Source organism: Spiribacter roseus (assembly GCF_002813635.1).
Lineage (GTDB): Bacteria > Pseudomonadota > Gammaproteobacteria > Nitrococcales > Nitrococcaceae > Spiribacter > Spiribacter roseus.
Map to the genome: position 1 here is coordinate 1101519 of NZ_CP016382.1, position 16813 is coordinate 1118331.

Annotated in this window: 13 protein-coding genes; 3 read left to right on the top strand and 10 right to left on the bottom strand. The window is 66.9% G+C overall.

Features of this window, described 5'->3' with window-relative positions; genetic code table 11:
* Positions 1-30 precede the first annotated feature (30 nt).
* From BBH56_RS05455 to BBH56_RS05475, 5 genes are all read right to left on the bottom strand, one after another.
* A complete protein-coding gene (locus tag BBH56_RS05455) occupies positions 31-810 on the bottom strand; it encodes a succinate dehydrogenase iron-sulfur subunit (RefSeq protein WP_069133968.1) in 780 nt (259 codons plus the stop codon).
* A gap of 18 nt (positions 811-828) precedes the next feature.
* Complete coding sequence (gene sdhA / locus BBH56_RS05460) at positions 829-2616, bottom strand: succinate dehydrogenase flavoprotein subunit (RefSeq protein WP_069133967.1); 1788 nt, start codon at positions 2614-2616, stop codon at positions 829-831.
* Between the two features lie 4 nt (positions 2617-2620).
* The gene (sdhD, locus tag BBH56_RS05465; RefSeq protein WP_069133966.1) at positions 2621-3001 is read right to left on the bottom strand and encodes a succinate dehydrogenase, hydrophobic membrane anchor protein; all 381 of its coding nucleotides are present in this window, start codon (positions 2999-3001) and stop codon (positions 2621-2623) included.
* An 11-nt stretch (positions 3002-3012) separates the two neighbouring features.
* Positions 3013-3393 carry a succinate dehydrogenase, cytochrome b556 subunit gene (gene sdhC / locus BBH56_RS05470; protein ID WP_148122188.1) on the bottom strand — a complete coding sequence of 127 codons (381 nt, stop codon included), beginning with the start codon at positions 3391-3393 and terminating at the stop codon, positions 3013-3015.
* A gap of 108 nt (positions 3394-3501) precedes the next feature.
* Positions 3502-3690, bottom strand: coding sequence for a DUF1674 domain-containing protein (locus tag BBH56_RS05475; protein ID WP_148122754.1), 189 nt, complete (start codon positions 3688-3690; stop codon positions 3502-3504).
* 93 nt (positions 3691-3783) lie between these two features.
* On the opposite strand from BBH56_RS05475, the gene ygfZ reads away from it, so the two are divergent.
* The 3 genes from ygfZ to BBH56_RS05490 are packed head-to-tail and all read left to right on the top strand — an operon-like array spanning position 3784 to position 9194.
* The gene (ygfZ, locus tag BBH56_RS05480; RefSeq protein WP_198515191.1) at positions 3784-4746 is read left to right on the top strand and encodes a CAF17-like 4Fe-4S cluster assembly/insertion protein YgfZ; all 963 of its coding nucleotides are present in this window, start codon (positions 3784-3786) and stop codon (positions 4744-4746) included.
* 30 nt (positions 4747-4776) lie between these two features.
* Positions 4777-6057 carry an efflux RND transporter periplasmic adaptor subunit gene (locus BBH56_RS05485; protein WP_148122190.1) on the top strand — a complete coding sequence of 427 codons (1281 nt, stop codon included), beginning with the start codon at positions 4777-4779 and terminating at the stop codon, positions 6055-6057.
* A complete protein-coding gene (locus BBH56_RS05490) occupies positions 6054-9194 on the top strand; it encodes an efflux RND transporter permease subunit (RefSeq protein WP_318262503.1) in 3141 nt (1046 codons plus the stop codon). Before BBH56_RS05485 ends, BBH56_RS05490 begins: the two co-directional genes overlap by 4 nt.
* Here the strand turns inward: BBH56_RS05490 and lysS are convergent.
* The 5 genes from lysS to thrH form a co-directional block, all read right to left on the bottom strand.
* Complete coding sequence (gene lysS, locus BBH56_RS05495; protein ID WP_148122191.1) at positions 9191-10678, bottom strand: lysine--tRNA ligase; 1488 nt, start codon at positions 10676-10678, stop codon at positions 9191-9193. The genes BBH56_RS05490 and lysS overlap by 4 nt on opposite strands.
* A 39-nt stretch (positions 10679-10717) precedes the next feature.
* Positions 10718-11816, bottom strand: a protein-coding gene (gene prfB, locus BBH56_RS05500) for a peptide chain release factor 2 (RefSeq protein ID WP_148122192.1) whose coding sequence is annotated in 2 segments (ribosomal slippage) — positions 10718-11740 and positions 11742-11816 — 1098 coding nt in all. Because the reading frame shifts where the segments join, the coding sequence is not laid out codon by codon here.
* A gap of 37 nt (positions 11817-11853) precedes the next feature.
* Positions 11854-15594, bottom strand: coding sequence for an ATP-dependent RNA helicase HrpA (gene hrpA, locus BBH56_RS05505; protein ID WP_148122193.1), 3741 nt, complete (start codon positions 15592-15594; stop codon positions 11854-11856).
* Positions 15587-16174 carry a metallophosphoesterase family protein gene (locus BBH56_RS05510; RefSeq protein ID WP_069133957.1) on the bottom strand — a complete coding sequence of 196 codons (588 nt, stop codon included), beginning with the start codon at positions 16172-16174 and terminating at the stop codon, positions 15587-15589. Before BBH56_RS05510 ends, hrpA begins: the two co-directional genes overlap by 8 nt.
* Positions 16171-16779: a bifunctional phosphoserine phosphatase/homoserine phosphotransferase ThrH gene (gene thrH, locus BBH56_RS05515; protein ID WP_144348237.1), complete on the bottom strand. Its 609-nt coding sequence runs from the start codon at positions 16777-16779 to the stop codon at positions 16171-16173. Before thrH ends, BBH56_RS05510 begins: the two co-directional genes overlap by 4 nt.
* Positions 16780-16813: the final 34 nt, after the last annotated feature.

The window sequence follows — 16813 nt, forward strand, 5'->3', positions numbered from 1 at the left end:
CGACCGCTCGCCCACGGATCGTGCCGCCGCTTACTGGCGGGCCACCATCATGCGCTTGATCTCAGCGATTGCCTTGGCGGGGTTCAGACCCTTGGGACAGGCGGATGCGCAGTTCATGATCGTGTGGCAACGATAGAGCTTGAACGCATCATCGAGGTCGTCAAGGCGACCGGCGGTGTCCTCATCGCGCGAATCGGCAATCCAGCGGTAGGCCTGCAACAGCACGGCCGGTCCCAGATAACGGTCGGGGTTCCACCAGTAGCTGGGGCATGAGGTCTGGCAGCAGGCACACAGGATGCACTCGTAGAGGCCGTCCAGCTCTTCGCGGTCCTCAGGGCTCTGCAGCCGCTCACGATCGGGGGGCGTCGGCGTCTCGGTGCGCAGCCACGGGCGGATCGACGCGTACTGGGCATAGAAATGCGTCATGTCCGGCACCAGATCCTTGACCACCCGCATGGAGGGCAGCGGATAGATCCGCACATCACCGTCGATTTCATCGATGGCCTGAATGCACGCCAGGGTGTTGCGGCCATCAATGTTCATCGCACACGACCCACAGATGCCCTCGCGGCAGGAACGCCGGAAAGTCAGTGTCGGGTCGATCTCGTTTTTGATCTTGACCAGGGCGTCGAGCACCATCGGACCACAGGTATCGAGATCCACCTCGTAGGTGTCGAGACGCGGGTTTTCCCCCTTGTCCGGCTCCCAGCGGTAGACCTTGAAGGTCCGGGTGTTACTGACCCCGTCAGGCGCCTCGTGGTGTTCGCCCTGCTTTATCCGGGAATTGGGGGGTAGTACGAACTGAGCCATCGCTAATCTCTCCTGGAATCAGTACACGCGCTTTTTGGGCGGAATCACTTCCATCTCATCGGAAAGCGTCGTCATGTGTACCGGCCGGTAGTCAAGCTGGACCTCGCCACTGTCCTGCATCCAGGACACGGTATGCTTCATCCAGTGCTCGTCATCACGCTCGGTGTAGTCCTCGCGGGCGTGGGCGCCGCGACTCTCCTGCCGGTTCAGCGCCGAATCCATGCTGACGACCGCATTGCCCAGCAGGTTCTCGAGCTCGAGGCTCTCCACCAGATCCGTGTTCCAGATCAACGACCGGTCGGAAAGCTGCACATCCTCAAGCATGGCGTGGATCTCGTGGATGCGCTCCCGGCCGGTGGCGAGCGTCTCTTCGGTGCGGAACACGGCGGCGTATTCCTGCATGGTCTTCTGCATCTGCTCACGGATGCTGGCGGTGGGATGGCTGCCGTTGGCATGGCGCAGTCGATCCAGCCGCGTGAGCGCGTAGTCGGCGCTGTCCGCCGGCAGTGGCTTATGCTCGCCGGTTTCGGCCACGATCTCGGCCGCCCGGATCGCCGCCGCGCGGCCGAACACCACCAGGTCAAGCAGCGAGTTGGAGCCCAAACGATTGGCGCCGTGCACCGAAATGCACCCGGCTTCGCCAATCGCCATCAGCCCGGGCACCACCGCATCCGGGTCGCCATCGCGGGGTGCCACCACCTCGGCCCGATAGTTGGTGGGGATGCCGCCCATGTTGTAGTGCACGGTCGGCAGCACCGGGATGGGCGACTGCGTGACGTCGACACCCGCAAAGATCTTGGCGGTCTCGGCGATACCCGGCAGCCGCTGGTTGATGACATCGGGGCCGAGGTGCTCGAGATGCAGATGGATGTGATCGGCGTTGGGCCCGACGCCGCGTCCCTCGCGGATTTCAACGGTCATTGAGCGTGACACCACGTCGCGCGAGGCCAGGTCCTTGGCGTTGGGGGCGTAACGCTCCATGAAGCGCTCGCCATCGGAGTTGGTCAGGTAGCCGCCCTCGCCGCGGACGCCTTCAGTGATGAGGCATCCGGCGCCGTAGACCCCGGTCGGATGGAACTGCGTGAACTCCATGTCCTGCAGCGGCAGGCCGGCGCGCAGCACCATACCGCCGCCATCGCCGGTGCAGGTATGGGCCGATGTGCAGGAGAACCAGGCGCGGCCGTAACCGCCGGTGGCCATCACCACGATATGGGCCCGGAAGCGATGGATCTTGCCGGTGGCCAGCTCCAGGGCAATCACTCCGCGGCAGGCGCCGTTTTCCATGATCAGGTCAAGGGCGAAAAACTCGATGTGAAAGTCGGCCGAGTGCGCCATCGACTGCTGGTAGAGCGTGTGCAGGATCGCATGCCCGGTCCGGTCGGCGGCGGCACAGGTGCGCTGCGCGGTCCCCTCGCCGAACCGGGTGGTCATGCCGCCGAACGGCCGCTGGTAGATCTTGCCTTCCTCAGTCCGCGAAAAGGGCACGCCGTAGTGCTCCAGTTCGATGATCGCGGGGATCGCCTCGCGGCACATGTACTCGATGGCATCCTGATCGCCCAGCCAGTCGGAGCCCTTGATCGTGTCATAGGCATGCCAGCGCCAGTCGTCCTCGCCCATGTTGCCCAGCGCCGCGCTGACGCCGCCTTGGGCGGCCACGGTATGGCTCCGCGTGGGGAAGACCTTGGTGACGCAGGCCGTTTTCAGGCCCTTGGCGGCCATGCCGAAGGTCGCGCGCAGGCCGGCGCCGCCGGCACCCACCACCACAACGTCATAGGTGTGATCGATAATCTCGTAATCGGTGCTCATCCGGTCAGCCTCCGAACGCAATCTTGAGTAGGGCGAATATCGCCGAGACGGCCAGCAGTGCGGCCAGGAACCGCACGGCGGTCACCAGTGCCAGTCTTGTGCCCGTGTGGCTGACGTAGTCCTCGAGGACCACCTGGAGCCCGAGCGAAGCATGATAGAACAGCACGCCGAAGGCGATCACCAGCACCACGGTGTTGATCGGGTTGCCCAGCCAGGCCACGGCACCTTCGTAACCACCACCGGTGTGCGTGGCGAGGCCAACCACCAGCCAGAGCATCAGCGGCACCATTGCCACGGCACTGAGCCGCTGCATCCACCAATGGCCCACACCATGGTGGGAGGCGCCCAGGCCCTGTGCGCGCTTCAGGGGAGTCCGATAATCCATTGCTGTTCTCCTCAGACCAGGGCGATGAGCCAGGCGATCAGGGTGAGCGCGGCGGCCGCGCCAATGGCGATCTGCCCGGAGCGCTGCGCCGTTTTCAGGTCAAAACCATAACCCACGTCCCAGACCAGATGACGGATGCCGTTACACAGGTGATAGAACAGGACGAAGGTCCAGAGGAAGATCAGCGCCTGGACCGGCAGGCTCGAGAGGATGCTGCTGGCGGTGGCATAGGCCTGCGGGCCGGCGGCCGCGGCCACCACCCAGTACACCAGTGCCAGCGCGCCCCCGGAGAGCAATACACCACTGATGCGATGGCTGATGGAGGTCAGCGCGGTGAACGGCAGGCGGTAGACCTGAAGATGGGGCGAGAGGGGCCGGTTATCGGTACTCATCTGAACACTCTCCGAGGGTCATCATCTTTGGAATTATTCCGATAAACTACGCTTCCATGCCGCATCGCGCAATATCGCCGCAGTGCAACAAATCGCCCTCGATGCCGGTCAGAAATCGGTGCAGCGGCCGTTGCTTTCCCAGTCGCCGTAGCGGGTCGGTTCCGGGCCGCGCTTGCCGCCCACCTCTTTGGGCCAGGTCTCGGGCCGCTCCCAATCCACCGTCTCCGGTGACGGGGTCCCGGCAGCGCCTTCCTGAGCCTCAGCGTCAGACGGATGAGTCTTGCGATCGTCGGTCATGTCGGATCCTCCAGCTACACGGGGCGGTCTGCAAATGGCATCATTTATGACAGCGGAGGCCGACATTCTATCCGCTACCGTCTGGAGCCGACCATGCATGAACCCGCGAATACGCCCGATGAAATGGAAATGGCCCTCAACGACAGCGGACTGATCTGTCCCCTTCCCTCGTTGGGCTTGCTCCACGTCGCCGGCGACGACGCCGTTGCGTTCCTGCAGAACCAGTTGACCGCCGACGTTGCGGGACTGGAGCCATCCGCCAGCGCACTCGCCGCCTGGTGCAATGCCAAGGGCCGGGCGCGCGCGGTGTTCCGCGTCGTCCCCAGTGACACAGGCATGCTGCTGCTGGCCGATGCGGACCTGATCGAGGCGATCCGCCCGACCCTTCAGATGTTCATACTGCGCTCGCAGGTCGCGCTCACTGATCTGCGACCCGATGAGGGGGCACTGGGGATGGCCGGCCCGGCCGCCGCCAGCCTGCTGAGCGAGGCGGCCGGCACCCTGCCCGCCCAGGCGGGCGACGTCGCGCGGGCCGGCGACCTGCATGTCATCGCCCTGCCCGGCGCGGCTGACCTGCGCTATCTGGTCATCGCGCCCGCCGATCAGCTGGCCGCCCTGCGCACCCGCTTTGGCCACGCACTCGTCGAGGGCAGCGAGGATTTCTGGCGTCTGCAGTCGATCCGCGCCGGCCTCCCCGAACTGACCCGCGAGGTCAGCGAATCCGTCGTGCCGACCATGCTCAACCTCGAACCCCTGGGCGGGATCAGTTATGACAAGGGCTGCTACCCCGGTCAGGAAGTGATCGCGCGCATGCATTACCGCGGCCAGCTCAAGCGCCGACTCTACCGGGCGGCCATCGCCGACGATCCACCGGCACCCGGCACGGCGGTGCTCGACGCCGATGATCAGGAGGCCGGGGTCGTCATCAGCGCGGCGGCGGCCGGTGGTGGCAGTGAACTGCTGGGGGTGCTGCGCATCGAAAAGGCCGGGCAGACACTGTCCGTCGCGACACGCATCCTCGAGATCCTGGATCTCCCCTACACCCCGCCGCACTGACGGCGGTATTCGAACGCAGGCGATTGACTTATGGCCTCCGAACCGCGCGCCCGTCACTGGATTCGGCTGGGCTTTGTCCGACTGATCCTGCCCCTGCTGATCATCGCCCTGGCGGCGGGCGGCTACATCTGGCTCACCCAGACCGGGCCGACGCCGCCGCGGGCGGACGTGGCCGAGCGGGCCTGGCGGGTGGACACCGCCGTCGTTGAGCCAGGCACGCACCAGCCCCGATTGACACTCACCGGCGAGGTGGAGAATCCGGATCGACTCTTGATCAACGCGCCGCTGACGGCGCGGGTGGCCCGCCTGCCGGTCGCCGATGGCGACGCGGTTGAACAAGGCGATCTGCTGGTGGCGCTGGATCCCGCCGATTACGAGCCGCCACTGCGACGCGCAGAGGCCAATCTTGCTGACCTGCAGGCCCAGATCCAGGAGGCCCGCCGCGCTTACCAGAGCGATCAGCAGGCGCTCGAGATCGAGCAGGCACTGGTGGACACCGCGCAGCGTTCCCTCGAGCGGACCCTCACGCTGCAGAGCGATGAACTGGCCTCGCCGTCCGAAGTGGAGTCCAACCGCGATGCGCTCAACCAGGCGCGGCTCGCGCTGAACACCCGCGAGGAGCGGGTCGCGACATTCGACGCCCGACTTGCCTCGCTGCAGGCCCGCCGCAAGGCCGCCGAGGCGGATGTCCGCAGCGCCCGTCGTGACGCCCGACGCTCGCGGGTTGAAGCCCCCGGCGCCGGGATTATTACCGGGCGCGAGGTCGCCACCGGCGAGCGGATCAGCACCAGTCAGGCGCTGCTGACGTTTCTCCCCCGAGACGGTTTCGAAGTGCGCGCCCTGATTCCCAATCAACGCGCGGAGCCGCTGTTGCGAGCGCTGGCCCGCGACGAGCATCCGACCGCCGAGGCCCAGCTGCTGGGCGGCACGGTGGCGCTGCGGCTCATGCGGCTTGGCGGCTCAGCGAGTGCCCGGGGCGTCACCGGGCTGTTTCAGTTCGAGGCACCGGATCGCTCGCTGCGCCCCGGTGAGGTCATTCGCATGGAACTGCGGATGCCGGCCATGCCTGACACCATCGCGGTCCCGCAGAGCGCGCTGTACGGCAACGACCGGGTCTACCGGGTCCGCGATGACCGCCTTGAGCGGGTGGCCGTCGAGCACCTCGGCACCACCCGCGTTGATGGCACCGAGCGCGCGCTGATCCGCAGCGGCGCGCTGACCGCCGGCGACCGGATCGCCACCACCCAGCTCCCCAACGCGGTGGAGGGTCTGCGCGTGCAGCCCGCCGATGACGACGGGGCATCACCGTGAGCGAATCGCCGGGTCTGCTCGAGCGCTTCGCCCGTCACCGCGTCGCCCCGCATCTGGTCATGATACTCATGATTCTGGGCGGGCTTTTCGCCATTTCACGGATGAATGTGCAGTTCTTCCCCAACTTTTCCATCGATGTCATCACGGTTTCAGTGGTCTGGAGCGGAGCCTCGGCTGAAGACGTCGAGCGCGGCATTACCGAGCCGCTCGAGGAGCGTCTGCGGGCGGTCCCTGATGTCAGCAAGATGACCTCGACCTCGGCCCAGGGCATCGCCACGATCACGCTGGAATTCATCGAGGGCACCGACACCGTGCTGGCCCTGGCGGACGTACGCGAGCAGGTCGACAGCTTCCGCAATTTTCCCGCCAACGCGGAATCCCCCCAGATCAGCCGCGCGCCGGAATTCGACCCGGTGGGACGGGTGCTGGTGCACGGCGACGTCGACCGCTCGGCGCTGCGCACATGGGCGGATCAATTTGAGCGCGAACTCGTCCAGCGTGGCATCGATCGCATCAGCGTCAACGGCATGCCCGATCAGCAGATCTCGGTGGCGGTGCCGGCACAGCGCATCCCGTCGCTGGATCTGAGCCTGCCCCAGCTCTCCGATCGCATCGCCAGTCGCTCCACGGACATCCCGGCCGGCGAGTTCGGGAGCCTCGATGGGGGCCGGGAGCTGCGCGCCGTCGAGCAGCGCCGCGACGTGCTGGGTTTTGATGAACTGCCGGTTGTCAGTGACCCGCGCAGTTCGCTGACGCTGGGCTCGATTGCCTCGATCCGCGAGGAGCCGAGGCCGGATTCGGTGCTGATGCGCCATGATGGCGCCCCCGCCATCGAACTCGTCCTGCAGCGGGCCCAGCACGGCGACAGCCTGGAATCGGCTCAGGCCCTCGAGCAGTGGGTGGCCGATACCCGGCCGCGTCTGCCCGCCAACCTCGAGCTGACCCTCTACGACCAGTCGTGGCAGTTGATCCGCGACCGCATCAACCTCCTGGTCAGCAACGGGCTGGGCGGTCTTGTGCTTGTCCTGATCCTGCTCTACCTGTTCCTGCCCGCCCGTGTTGCATTCTGGGTGGCAGTGGGCATCCCCTCGGCATTCCTCGCGGCGCTCGCCATCCTCTGGCTGATCGGCGGGAGCATCAACATGATCTCGCTGTTTGCGCTGATCATGGCGCTGGGCGTGATCGTCGATGACGCCATTGTCGTGGGTGAGGATGCCGATGCCCATTTCCGCGGCGGCGAACCCGCACTCCTGGCCTCGCAGGGCGCCGCCCGGCGCATGTTCTGGCCCGTGATGGCCTCGTCGCTGACCACGGTCGCGGCGTTCATGCCGCTGCTGGTGGTCGGCGGGACCATCGGCCAGATCCTGCGGGACATCCCCATCGTGATGATCTGCGTCATCGCCGCGTCGCTGGTGGAGAGCTTTCTGGTCCTGCCGGGTCATCTGCGGGGTGCGTTCACCGGGCGCAGCCGCCCTCAGACACCGACCGCCCCGACGCCATCGCCGCAGCGCGCTCCCGGCCGCTGGCGGGCGCGGTTCGAGCGTGGCTTCGAGGGATTCCGGGAAAACGGGTTCCGGCGCGCCGTCCGTCTGGCCGTTAGCCACCGGGCGGTGACCCTGTCAATCGCCGCCGCCAGTGTCGTTCTGGCCGCTGGCCTGCTCGCCAGCGGACGGCTGGGCTTTACGTTTTTCCCGACGCCCGAGTCCCAGATCGTCTACGCCAACGCGACCTTTGTCGCCGGCACGGATCGCCAGGAGATGGAGGCATTCCTCGACGAGCTCGAGCGCAGCCTGGCCCAGACACAGGCGGAGTCGGGTGAGAATCTCGTGCAGACGGCCATCACCCGGGCCGGCGGTACCGTCGGCGGGACCGGCGCCACCCAGGGTGATGCCCTGGGCTCAATGCTGGTGGAGCTCACGCCCCCCGACGCGCGCACGACCCGTAACAGCACCTTTATCGGCGACTGGAAAGCCAACACGCAGGTGCCGCCGGGCATGGAAAACTTTTCCATCACCTCGCGCCAGGGCGGTCCACCGGGTGCCGATCTGACCGTCCGCCTGACCGGAGCGGGCACCGATGCGCTGAAAAACTCGGCCGTGTCGCTGTCCGAGACCCTCAGGGGCATCCCCGGTGTGGTGGACGTCAGTGATGACCTGCCCTACGGACGTCAGCAGATCACCTTCTCGGTCAATGAGCAGGGCCGTGCGCTGGGCCTTTCCACACAGGACGTGGGCTCGCAGCTGCGGGCCGCGTTCGATGGCGCGCTGAGCCAGATCTATCAGTCCGGCCCCGATGAGGTGGAGGTGCGGGTATTGCTACCCCGCGATGAGCAGCGACGCATCGGGGCCCTCGACGAACTGACCATCCGCACGCCGGCCGGCGAGTTCGTGCCGGTCAATCAGGTGATCAACCGCGGCTCGCAGCGCGGCTTCGAGGCGATCCGCCATGCCGATGGCGAGCGCGCGGTGCAGATCCAGGCATCTCTGGACAATCAGGTGGCCAATGCCGATCGCATCATCGGCTCATTGCAGGATGGCGCGCTGTCCCGACTGGCCGAGCGCTACGGCATCGATTACAGCTTCGAGGGGCGCCAGGCGGATCAGCGCAACACGCTGGATGATATGCGGTTCGGCCTGTATCTGGGCCTCGCCCTGATGTCCGTTGTCCTGGTCTGGGTGTTCTCGGCCTGGACCCTACCCCTGATCGTCATGGGAGTCATCCCGCTGGGACTGGTCGGCGCCATCGTCGGCCACTGGCTGATGAACATCGAACTCACGGTGCTCTCGCTGTTCGGTCTGTTCGGCCTCTCGGGCATCGTGGTCAATAACGCGATCATCCTGGTGGCGTTCTACCGCGATCAGCTGGCCGCAGGACTGAGCGTGGACGCCGCCCTTGAGGAGGCGGCGGTGCGGCGCCTGCGGGCCGTGATGCTGACCTCGCTGACCACGATCGGCGGCCTGACGCCGCTGCTGTTCGAGACATCGCTGCAGGCGCAGTTCCTGATCCCGATGGCCACCTCCATCGCCTTCGGTCTGGGCTATTCCACCCTGCTGGTGCTGTTCGTCATCCCGGTGTTGCTGTCGTTGCACGCCTCGATCGGCGAGCGCCTGCCCGGCCGGCGCCCGGCAGGCGACTAGTCGCGGGGGCGCATGGCGGGGAACAGCAGCACATCCCGGATCGAGGCGCTGTCAGTAAGCAGCATCACCAGCCGGTCGATGCCGATCCCCTCGCCCACGGCCGGCGGCATGCCGTACTCGAGCGCGCGGATGTAGTCGGCATCGTAATGCATCGCCTCGTCGTCACCGGCGGCCTTCTCCTCGGCCTGGCGGCGGAAGCGGCGCGCCTGATCCTCGGCATCGTTGAGCTCCGAGAAGCCGTTGGCGATCTCCCGACCCGCCACGATGAGCTCGAAGCGCTCGGTCACCGCCGGGTTGTCATCCCGTGGCCGGGCCAGCGGCGAGACCTCCACCGGATAGTCGGTGACAAAGGTGGGCTGGATGAGCGCGGCCTCCGCGGTCTTCTCGAAGACCTCCAGCAGGACCTTGCCGTTGCCCCAGTGCGGGCCGACCTCGATGCCCAGTGACTCGGCATAACCGGCGAGGGCCTGCGGATCGTCCACCCCGGCACCGAGCTGGGGGTTGTGCTCGACGACCGCGTCGCGGACGCTCAGCCGGCGGAACGCGGGGGCCAGATCAATCGACTCGCCCTGCCAGACGAGCTGCTCGGTGCCCACGGCATCCTGGGCCAGCCGGCGCAGCAGCGACTCGGTAAAGTCCATGGCGTCCCGGTAATCGGCGTACGCCTCGTAGAATTCGAGCATCGTGAATTCGGGGTTATGCCGCGTCGAGACCCCTTCATTGCGGAAGTTGCGGTTGATCTCGAACACCCGCTCGATGCCGCCCACCACCAGCCGCTTGAGGTAGAGCTCGGGGGCGACGCGCAAAAACAGATCGACATCGAGGGCATTGTGATGCGTGACGAACGGCCGGGCGGCCGCGCCCCCCGGGATCGGCTGCATCATCGGTGTCTCGACTTCGAGAAAACCGCGCTCGTGGAAGGCCTCGCGAATACTGCGGATGATGCGACTGCGCACGGTGAAGATCCGCTGCGAATCGGGGTTGGTCATCAGGTCGAGATAGCGTTGCCGGTAGCGCGCCTCGGTATCCCCCAGACCATGGTATTTATCGGGCAGCGGGCGCAGCGATTTGGTCAGCAGCGCCAGCCGGTCGCAATGCACCGAGAGCTCGCCGGTCCGGGTGCGCATCAGCGTGCCCGATACGCCGATGATGTCGCCGGCATCCCAGCCTTTGAATGCCGCATACAGGCCCTCGGCCAGATCATCGCGGCGTACGAACAGCTGAATGTCGCCGGACATGTCGCGGAGCGTTGCAAAGCTTGCCTTGCCCATGACGCGTTTGCGGATCAGTCGCCCGCCGATGTGTACCCGTACCGGGGTAGCCGCCAGCTGCTCGGCGTCGTGATCGGCATAGCGCGACTGCAGATCGGCGGCCAGCGCGTCACGCCGGAAATCATTGGGGAAGGCGGCCCCTTCGGCGCGCCACTCATCGAGCTTGCGCCGCCGCTCGGCGATCAGGCGGTGTTCATCCTGCTCTTCAGCCATGCTGTTCCTGTTCCAAGAGTTGTCCGGCGTGTCGCCCGCCTACAGGCCGGCCTTGAGACTCGCCTCTATGAATGAATCCAGACCGCCGTCGAGCACGGCCTGGGTGTTGCCCACCTCGACGCCGGTGCGCAGGTCCTTGATGCGGCTCTGATCCAGCACGTAGGAGCGGATCTGGCTACCCCAGCCGATATCCGACTTCGAATCCTCCACCGCCGCCGCCTGTTCGCGCTTGGCCTCCATCTCGCGCTCGTAGAGCTTGGCCCGCAGCTGATTCATGGCGGTCGCCCGGTTCTTGTGCTGCGAGCGATCATTCTGGCACTGCACCACGATGCCGGTGGGCTGATGGGTGATGCGCACCGCCGACTCGGTCCGGTTGACGTGCTGCCCGCCCGCACCGCTGGCGCGATAGACATCGATGCGCAGATCCGACGGATCGATTTCGATGTCCACATCCTCGTCCAGCTCGGGGCTGACGAAGACCGAGGCGAATGATGTGTGGCGACGGTTGCCCGAGTCGAAGGGTGATTTGCGCACCAGTCGGTGCACACCGGTCTCGGTGCGCAGCCAGCCAAACGCGTATTCCCCCTCGACCCGGATGGTGGCACTCTTGATACCGGCCTGGTCGCCTTCGGAGACCTCGATCAGATCGGCCTTGAAACCCTTGTGCTCAATCCAGCGCAGGTACATGCGCAGAAGCATGTCGGCCCAGTCCTGGGCCTCGGTACCGCCGGAGCCGGCCTGGATGTCGACAAAGGCGTTGGTGGGGTCCATCTCGCCGGCGAACATGCGCCGGAACTCCAGCGACTGGACAACGCGCTCGTGGGCGGCGAGGTCCGCCGCCACCGACTCCAGGGTGTCGGCGTCATCCTCCTCCCGGGCCATCTCGAGCAGTTCGCCCGCCTCCTCCAGCCCGGTCAGCAGGCCGCGCATCTGAGCGACGACCGTGTCCAGCGCCGCGCGCTCGCGATTCAGGTTCTGGGCGCGCTCGGGGTCGTTCCAGACATCGGGCTGTTCGAGCTCGCGGGTGACTTCTTCGAGGCGTTCCTCCTTTTCAGCGAGGTCAAAGATACCCCCTCAGGGACTCGGAGCGTCCCTTGAGATCGTCAAGCTGGGTGGCAAGCTGATTACTGTCGAGCACGGTGTTCCTCTTGTTGACTGTCGATTGGCCTGGCGGCTCAGCGCACGGCTTCCCAGGCGCGGGCCAGGCGTTTTTCCGATACCCGCTCGCGGGTGCCCAGATCCTGGGCAAACAGCGAGATACGGTACTCCTCCACCAGCCACCGGACCTGCGCCAGGGCCGGGTCACGGATGGCCCGTCGGGCATGACGGGCCAGCGCCTCGTCGAGCCGGCGCTGATGCGGCTGGATCGCCGCCAGGCCGGCCGCGTCACGGTTCGGGTCCTGCTGCAGGCGCTCGAGCCGGCGGGCCATTCCCGCCAGATAGCGCGGCAGATCGGCGAGCCGCTCCGGGTCGGTGTCCAGCAGAAACCCGGGGTACACCAGCCCGTCCAGCTGCTGGCGGAGATCCTGGTAGCTGTCCATCATGCCCAGCGGGATATTGCCCTTGAGTGCCCGGCGCACCCGCTTTTGTCGCGACAGGATATCAGAGACCCGATCCCGGAGCTGCTCACCGTGGGGGATGATCGCGGTGCGGCCCTGCTCGCAGATTTCGAGCCAGCTGGCCCGGTCCCGCGGAACGGTCCCGGCGAGAAAAACCTGATCGAATACCGCGGCCACAAAGCCGCGTTTGAACTCATCGGCGTCCCCCACATCGCGGTAGTCGATGGCCATGCGATCGAGCCCCTCGAGCCCCCGGCGCAGGTGGCGCGCCTGCTGGGCGAAGCGCTTCATCAGGAGACTGCGAACGCCCTCGCGATGGGCAATGGCGGCGCGCTCGGGGCCGTCAAGCAGGCGCAGGGCCACCGCGCCCTGTTCGGCACACAGGGCCGGATAGCCCTGCAGCTCGATCCCGCCCTGCACGAAAGGCACCCGCTCCGGCAACGTGCCGATGTCCCAGTCGGTGATCCCGGTGCGCTCGAAGCTGCTGTCGGCCGGCGCCCGGAAGTCGCGCGCCGCATGATCGGCGCAGGACCGCTGCAGCGCGGGCAGATCACGACCGCTGTCGAGCAGCGCACCGGCCTCATCGAGCACCTCGAAGCGCATCTGCAGATGTCCGGGCAGGACCAGTTCATCCCACAGGCCACCAGGGATATCAATCCCGGTCATGCGCCGCAGTTCGGCGCGCACCGCCGCCTCTAACGATCCCTCTCGGGTGGGCAGTGACTCGAGAACCGCACGGGCAAAATCCGGCACGGGCACAAAATGCCGTCGCAGCGCCTTGGGCAGTGCCCGGATCAGGGTGACCACCTTTTCCTCGAGCAGGCCGGGCACCAGCCACTCGAAGGGCTCCGGCGAGAGCGCGTTGAGGGCCGCCACCGGAATGCAGACCGTGACGCCATCGACCTCGCTACCGGGCGTAAAGGCGTATCGCAGTGGCAGGCGCACGCCGTTGACATCGAATGTGTCGGGGTAGTCGGCCGCCCCCTCGGTCACGCCCCGGGCCATCAACTGATCGCGATCCAGCCGCAGCGCACGGTCGTCGCCACCGTCGCGCAGCCAGCGATCAAGACTCGGGCCATCCACTACCGCGGCCGGCAGGGCCGCGTCGTAGAAGGCCGCAAGCGCCTCGTGATCCACCAGCACATCACGGCGTCGGGTCTTTGCCTCGAGGGTCTCGACCTCGGCGATCAGGTCCTGGTTGGCCCGCAGAAAGGCCGGCGGATCCGGTGGTGGCTCGCCCAGCAGACCCTCGCGGATGAACACCTGCCGGGCCTCCGCCGGGGCCACACGCGCATAGTCGATCTTGCGTCCGGTGACGATGGGCAGACCGTAGAGGGTGGCATCCTCGCGCCCGAACACCTTGCCCCTGCCGGCCTCCCACCACGGATCGCGATGGCGGCGCTTGAGCAGATGCCCGGCCAGCGGTTCGATCCACTCCGGCCGCACATCGGCCGCCACCCGGGCGAACACCCGGCTGGTTTCGACAAGCTCCGCGGCCATGATCCAGCGCGGCCGCTGGCGCGCCACCGCCGAGCTCGGATGAATGGCGAGCTTGAGCCCACGCGGCCCGACATACTCACCGCCGTCCTCGCGCCGGGCGATGTTGGAGAGAAAGCCGCTGAGCAGGGCCCGATGGATCGCCACCGGTCGTGCCGGCGCGGTATTTTCGGTGAGCCCCATATCCCGCACGAGGCGGCGCAGCTGGGCGTGGGTATCCGCCCACTCACGCATCCGCACATGAGACAGGAAATGCTCATGGCACCAGGCCTGGAGTTTGCGCCGACTCAGATGGTGGGCCTGCTCCCGATAGGCGGCCCAGAGGCGCAGCTGTCCGCCAAAATCCGAGCGCTTGTCCTGCCAGGCGGACTGCGCGGCATCGGCCGCCTCGCGTCGATCCATGGGCCGCTCACGCGGATCCTGCACCGACAGCGCGGCGGCGATCACCAGCAGCTCATCCAGCGCACCCTCGCGGTCGCCCGCCAGCAGGATGCGCGCGATGCGCGGATCCACCGGCAGGCGGGCCAGCTGACGACCCAGGCGCGAGAGATTCTGGCGGCGGTTGAGCGCGCCCAGTTCATCGAGCAGCTTGAGCCCGTCCTTGACGTAGCGCGGATCCGGCGGCTCGATGAAGGGAAACCGCTCGATGGCGCCCAGCCGCAGATGCTTCATCTGCAGGATGACCGAGGCCAGATTGGTGCGCAGGATTTCGGGATCGGTAAACCGCGGCCGCGCCTCAAAGTCGGCCGCGTCGTAGAGGCGTATGCACACGCCCGGCCCCTCACGCCCGCAGCGCCCGGCGCGCTGGTCGGCGCTGGACTGTGCGACCGGCTCGACCGGCAGGCGCTGGACCTTGGTGCGATAGCTGTAGCGGCTGATCCGCGCAAGCCCGCTGTCCACCACATAGCGGATTCCCGGGACGGTGAGCGAGGTTTCGGCGACGTTGGTGGACAGGACGATCCGCCGGCCACGGTGCGGTGCGAACACGCGCTGCTGCTCGGCGGTGGACAGGCGCCCGAACAGGGGCAGCACCTCGGTATGGGGCGGGTGATGCTTGCGCAGCGCCTCAGCGCACTGACGGATCTCGCGCTCGCCGGGCAGGAACACCAGAACGTCGCCGCGGCCGAGGCCCGCGAGCTCATCCACGGCCTCGACAACGCCCTGGCGCAGGCTGCGTTCGCGCTCATCCTCCGACTGTTCGACCAGCGGCCGGTAGCGGACCTCCACCGGGTAGGTGCGTCCCGAGACCTCGATCACGGGGGCATCGTCGAAGTGTTGCGAGAACCGGACCGGATCGATGGTCGCCGAGGTAATGATCACGCGCAGATCGGGCCGTCGGGGCAGGAGGCGCTTGAGGTACCCGAGCAGGAAGTCGATGTTCAGGCTGCGCTCATGGGCCTCGTCGATGATGACCGTGTCGTAGCCTTCAAGCCGATCGTCGGCCTGGGTTTCGGCGAGTAGCATGCCGTCGGTGAGCAGCTTGATGCGCGTTTCCGGCCCGGTCTGGTCACTGAAACGCACCCGGTAGCCGACCCCGCTGCCCACTCTCGTCCCACACTCTTCAGCCACACGGCCGGCGAGGCTGCGGGCGGCAATGCGCCGTGGCTGGGTATGCGCGATCATCCCGTCGATACCGCGACCGAGATCGAGCATGAGCTTGGGCAGCTGCGTGCTCTTGCCCGATCCGGTCTCGCCGCAGACCACGACCACGGGATGATCGCGCACCGCCGCCTTGATGGCCTCGGCATGCTCGAGGACGGGCAGATCCAGGGCATAATCCGGGCGCAACGTGATCGCCTCCCGGGCGGCCCGGGCCTTCGCAGCGCTACGCGTCGGGGGGGCGTTGGAGTGCTCAGCCATTCCGGCCGTCGTTGGGCTCCGATCCGTCGCGGCCCGAACGGCGTCGGGTCCGGGGCGCCGTGCGCGGCTCAAACTGCAGGGCCTCAAGATCCCAGTGCGCGTCGTCACACTGCAGGACCAGGCAGCCCGGTCCGCCATAGGTCCGCGTCCGGCCCGCGGCGCCGGGGTTCAGCACCCAGGGCGCGGCACTCTGATCGACGCACTGGCGGTGACTGTGGCCGTAGACCACCGCACGGCAGTCGGCAAATTGCTGCCGGTAGCGGCGATGGCGCTGGTCAATCGTGCCGCCGTCATCGCCATGGACGAGCTTGATTCGCCCGCCGGGCAGATCCACCGTGGCGTTTTCCGGCAACCTGGCCAGCATGTCCTGCTCGGACGCGGGCCAGTGCGCCGCATCGTCGTTATTGCCGCGGATCGCCACGGCTTCCTGTTCGGGCTGCATGGCGAAAAGCACATCCGCGCCACCGACATCACCGGCATGCAGAGCAATGTCGCAGCGACGAACCTCGTCGGCAATGCGCTGATCAAGGAACCCGTGGGTATCCGCGAGAATGGCGACCCGGACCGAGCGATCAGTCATTGCGCGGCAAAGCCCGAGTCGATGGCGGCGGTCAGGGCCGGATAGCTGTCAGTCACGGGGAACTGCGGGAACGCCGCGGTGACGTTCGCGGGGGCCGAGAAGAAAATACCCTGCCCGGCAGCCGCGAGCATGCTGGTGTCGTTGAACGAATCACCCGCCGCAACCACCGCAAAGTTCAGCCCGCGCAGGGCCTCGACGGCCGCACGCTTGTGGTCGCGCATCCTCAGCCGATAGCCGGTGATGTCTCCATTGCCATCGGTCTCGAGCTGATGACAGAACAGCGTCGGCCAGTTCAGCTGGCGCATGAGCGGCCGGGCGAACTCGTAGAAGGTGTCCGAGAGGATGATCACCTGGTAGCGCGACCGCAGGTCGTCGAGAAACGCCCGGGCGCCGGGGAGCGGCTCCATCCGGTCGATGACCGCCTGGATGTCGGGCAGGCCCAGCCCGTGGGCGGCCAGGGTATCCAGGCGCATGCGCATGAGCTCGTCGTAATCGGCGATGTCCCGCGTGGTCGCCTTGAGGGCGTCGATGCCGGTCAGCGCCGCAAAGTCGATCCATATCTCCGGGACCAGCACACCCTCGAGGTCGAGACAGACTATATTCACCGGGTTTGATCCCTCCTAAATTCAGGCTCGCGGA

Coding starts and splice junctions, on each gene's coding strand:
- hrpA (WP_148122193.1), bottom strand. CDS start 15,594: ATGGCTGAGCACTCCAACGCCCCCCCGACGCGTAGCGCTGCGAAGGCC.
- sdhC (WP_148122188.1), bottom strand. CDS start 3,393: ATGAGTACCGATAACCGGCCCCTCTCGCCCCATCTTCAGGTCTACCGC.
- sdhA (WP_069133967.1), bottom strand. CDS start 2,616: ATGAGCACCGATTACGAGATTATCGATCACACCTATGACGTTGTGGTG.
- BBH56_RS05475 (WP_148122754.1), bottom strand. CDS start 3,690: ATGACCGACGATCGCAAGACTCATCCGTCTGACGCTGAGGCTCAGGAA.
- lysS (WP_148122191.1), bottom strand. CDS start 10,678: ATGGCTGAAGAGCAGGATGAACACCGCCTGATCGCCGAGCGGCGGCGC.
- BBH56_RS05485 (WP_148122190.1), top strand. CDS start 4,777: ATGGCCTCCGAACCGCGCGCCCGTCACTGGATTCGGCTGGGCTTTGTC.
- sdhD (WP_069133966.1), bottom strand. CDS start 3,001: ATGGATTATCGGACTCCCCTGAAGCGCGCACAGGGCCTGGGCGCCTCC.
- BBH56_RS05455 (WP_069133968.1), bottom strand. CDS start 810: ATGGCTCAGTTCGTACTACCCCCCAATTCCCGGATAAAGCAGGGCGAA.
- BBH56_RS05510 (WP_069133957.1), bottom strand. CDS start 16,174: ATGACTGATCGCTCGGTCCGGGTCGCCATTCTCGCGGATACCCACGGG.
- ygfZ (WP_198515191.1), top strand. CDS start 3,784: ATGCATGAACCCGCGAATACGCCCGATGAAATGGAAATGGCCCTCAAC.